The organism is Spirochaetaceae bacterium, from assembly GCA_009784515.1.
In the GTDB taxonomy this organism is placed as follows: Bacteria; Spirochaetota; Spirochaetia; order WRBN01; family WRBN01; genus WRBN01.
Genome location: WRBN01000118.1, coordinates 1 through 3,851 on the forward strand (window position 1 = coordinate 1; position 3,851 = coordinate 3,851).

The 3,851-nt window shown below is 41.6% G+C and carries 5 protein-coding genes; 4 read left to right on the top strand and 1 reads right to left on the bottom strand.

All coding sequences use genetic code 11. From position 1 onward, the window contains the following. Positions 1–134: 134 nt before the first annotated feature. Both FWE37_09325 and FWE37_09330 read left to right on the top strand, forming a co-directional pair. Positions 135–983: a YicC family protein gene (locus FWE37_09325; protein MCL2521179.1), complete on the top strand. Its 849-nt coding sequence runs from the start codon at positions 135–137 to the stop codon at positions 981–983. Continuing rightward, on the top strand, positions 973–1,539 hold the full coding sequence (locus FWE37_09330; GenBank protein ID MCL2521180.1) for a cytidylate kinase family protein: 567 nt from the start codon (positions 973–975) through the stop codon (positions 1,537–1,539). The genes FWE37_09325 and FWE37_09330 overlap by 11 nt, the downstream gene beginning before the upstream one ends. Before the next feature lie 60 nt (positions 1,540–1,599). On the opposite strand, the gene FWE37_09335 is transcribed toward FWE37_09330, so the two are convergent. Then, positions 1,600–2,730, bottom strand: coding sequence for a BMP family ABC transporter substrate-binding protein (locus FWE37_09335; protein MCL2521181.1), 1,131 nt, complete (start codon positions 2,728–2,730; stop codon positions 1,600–1,602). A gap of 168 nt (positions 2,731–2,898) precedes the next feature. Between FWE37_09335 and acpS the strand changes: the two genes are divergently transcribed. Beyond that, complete coding sequence (acpS, locus tag FWE37_09340) at positions 2,899–3,267, top strand: holo-ACP synthase (protein MCL2521182.1); 369 nt, start codon at positions 2,899–2,901, stop codon at positions 3,265–3,267. 296 nt (positions 3,268–3,563) lie between these two features. After that, positions 3,564–3,851: flagellin (locus tag FWE37_09345; protein MCL2521183.1), on the top strand; the 288-nt coding region annotated here is incomplete at its 3' end.

The following is a 3,851-nucleotide window of genomic DNA, read 5'->3' on the forward strand; positions in this document are numbered from 1 at the left end:
CCATTAGATGAAAAATGTTTAGATTTTTTATTAAATAATTTAACAGGCGGTGATTTATTTATTACTTTAGGGGCCGGCGATAATTTTAAGCTGGCCGAAACCTTAGCCCAGCAATTAAAAGAGCGAACTTAACCATGAAAAGTATGACCAGCTTTGGCTACAGCAGCCAATCTAACCAACACGGCGAGCTTTCTTTTGAGCTAAAAAGTTACAACAGTAAATTTTTAGATATTCATCTGCATTTACCGGCCGCTCTTAGCCAGCTGGAGCCTTACTGCCGCGAGGCCTTAGCCCACCATTTTATGCGTGGCAAAGTAGAGCTAAACTGCCGCTTTAAGGTAAACGGCGGAGCCAGCTTTAATAGCGAACGGGCCGAAGAACTTAAAGTTTTGCTGGCCGCTTTAACGCAGCACGGCTTTAACCCCAGTTATAGCTTGGGCGAGTTAGAGCGGTTTGGTCTTTTTCAGCCGCTTACGCAGCTATCGCTGCACGAACTGGGTTTTAATTTTGAAGATACGTTAGCCGCCGCCCTTAACGAATGCAGCCGCTTTAAACAAAACGAAGGCGGCAAATTAAAAACCGATATTTTACAGCAACTTAATAGCATTAATTTGACCATAAGCGCCATCGAAGCTCAAAGCGATGAAGCCGAAAAACAAATGGTAACTTTGCTTAAGAAAAAATTTAATGAAGTTATGGGTAATTTACTTGATGAGCGGCGTATCTTAGAAGAAACCGCCGCTTACATTGTTAAAACTAATATTAACGAAGAAATTGTGCGGCTTAAAAGCCATAGCGAGGCTTTAGCCCAATTAATAGAGGACAAAAACAGCGGTAAGCGTATCGATTTTTTATGCCAAGAACTTGGCCGCGAGGCTAATACTATCGGCAGTAAAACACCGGCGCTGGCCATACAACGCGCCGTTTTAATTATAAAAGAAAATATTGATAAAATAAAGGAGCAAGCCCGTAATGTGGAATAGCTTAAATAATAAATTAAACGATGTACCGACTAAAGGCTTACTGCGTATAGCTATATCTGGTAAGAGCGGTTGCGGTAACTCTACTGCCAGCCGTTTGCTGGCCGAACGGCTTAATATTACTTTAATTAACTATACTTTCCGTAATTTGGCCGAAGATATGGGTTTAAGTTTTAATAAATTACGCGAGCTGGCCGAAGGCAACGATAACATTGATATTAAGCTAGACCAAAAACAAATAGATATGGCCAGCAAGGCCAGCTGCGTATTAGGTAGTCGCCTAGCCATTTGGTTGTTAGATGCCGATTTAAAAATTTATCTTAATATTAGTTTAGAAGAACGCGCTAAACGTATCCACCGGCGCGAGAACGGCAGCTTTGATACTATAAAAGAACAAACCCAGCTGCGCGACCAATTAGATAGCAACCGCTACAAACGTATTTACAATATAGATACCAATAACTTTGAGCACGCCGGACTTATTATTGATGATGATAATTTAACTCCCGAGCAAATTGTCGATATTATTATGGCTAAACTGAGTACTTTATCGATATAACTAAAATAAAAAAGAGAGTACCCAAGTACTCTCCGTTAAAAAAATCATAAAATTTATTAATTAATCTCTGGCTGCGGTATTAGCGCCTAGTAAACCTAAAGCCTGCGCTTGGGCTACCGTCGAAATTACCTGAATTTGGCCGCCGATAATTTGAGCGCGCATCGTATCAATTTGGGCCAATATGGCTGGGCCAAGCGCCGGGTTACTGCGGGCAATATCCACACCGTCCATCGCTAAATCGTATACCGTTAAACCACCCTGAAATTCGGTATGGCGGAGACGGTTAAGAGTATATAACACCGGGGTTTCTACTTTTTTAATCATACTGGTAAGTACGGCGCTGTTACCGGCATTGTTGTAAATACCGTCTTCGTGCTGGTCGCTGTCTACCCCTAATACCCATACATTTTGACCGGCTACTCGGGCCTCTCTTGCCTGTACAATAGCGCCCATACCGGTACCACCGGCAGCGGTAAAGATGGCGTAAACGCCGCTATTATACCATTGCTGGGCCTGAGTCATCGCTAATTGCGGAGCGCCCCAAGCGTTGGCGTAAAATTCGTGGATTTCGGCATTAGGTAACACGCTGCGCACGCCTTGCACAAACCCTACCTGAAAACGGGTAATAACCGGACCGGCCATACCGCCGATAAAACCAAAACTTGGGTTTACTATACCGTCTTCAATAGCTTTTAAAGCGGCGGCTGCCCCCACTAAAAAGCTGCCTTCGTGCTCGGCAAATAAAGCGCTGGCCACGTTGGCTCTATCCACAAAGCTATCAATAATTAAATATCTTTGGTTAGGAAAATCGGCCGATACCACATAAACCGGTTCGGCAAAGGTAAAACCGGTAGCTATAATTAAATCTACCCCTTGTTCGCTGGCTAAACGCACATTAGGCATACGCTCATCGGCAGTAGATGAAAATAAATCGTTGTAAAATCTGCCGCGATAGGTGGTGTTTTCGGGTGTATCACCAAAAAAGCTGGTAATACCGCGCCATGCAGCGGCGTTAAAGCTGCGATCGTCTATCCCGCTGCCTTCGTTTACCAATAATACGGTAAGGTTAGCCCCCGAAGTATCAAGACCACCGCCGCCTCCACCACAAGCCATTACCACTACAGCCAGTAAAGCTGCCATTAAAACTTTTAAAGGTTTTATACTTACTGTTAAAACATTTAAATTGCTCATACCTTCTCCTTAAAATAAATTACTCCAGTTTACCCTTTAATTAACTTTATAGCAATGGCTATTTAGAACTTTTAAGCAAAAATTATTTTTTATCTGGTAACTATCCATTTGTAGGTCTGCCTCAAACGGTAGTAGTACAACCCAGTAAAAAAGATTATAATAGTGGTTATGATTAAAGGTTTAGGCATTGATATTTGCCAAGTAGACAGGTTTAACCGCCACTTAACCAACCAAAATTTTTTAAAAAAAATTTTTTCGCCGGGCGAGCTGGCTTATTGTTTAAACAAAGCCGATAGCGCCGCCAGTTTTGCCGCCCGCTTTGCCGCCAAAGAAAGTTTAATTAAAGCCTTAGCAATAAGCAAATTAAAGCTAGAGCTTAATGTGTTAGAAGTAGCTATTAACGATAGCGGAGCCCCTTACTGGCAGATAAATAACGAGTTAAAGTTGTGGTTACATACGCTATCTATTAATAAACTGCATTTAAGTTTAAGCCACGAAGCCGGTATGGCTATAGCTATAACTATAGCGGAGAATTAAGAATTAAAAAGTAAGAATTAATAATTACCTATTTTAGTATTTCTTAATTATTAATTATTAATTCTTACTTTTTAATTCTTAATTCTTGCTTGCCTAAATTTTAAAAATCTGCAAGCCGATTATCTGTAGTATATGGCAGCCAAGTTAGCCGCCATAAAATTAACCCGTTATCTTTGGTTTTAATGGCGGTGCTTAGGTAGTAATAGGCGCTAAAAATTACTTAATTACAGCTGTTAATTTTAAAGGTAAAGGTAAAATATCCTGTCTTTTTAAACTCAGGAGGAGGACTAAAAGGAATGATTATTAATCACAACATAAGTGCGATTAACGCTAACCGCAACTTAACTATGAATGGCGTAGCCCAAACTAGGTCGATGGGTCGTTTGGCTAGTGGCGAACGTATTAACCGTGCCGCCGATGATGCCGCCGGATTAGCCGTATCGGAAAGAATGCGTACCCAAATCCGCGGTACCAACCAAGCTGTACGCAATGCTAACGATATGATTAGCTTTGTACAAACCACCGAAGGTTACCTTGGCAACACCGGCGAAGCTATCCAACGTATGCGCGAACTAGCTGTGCAA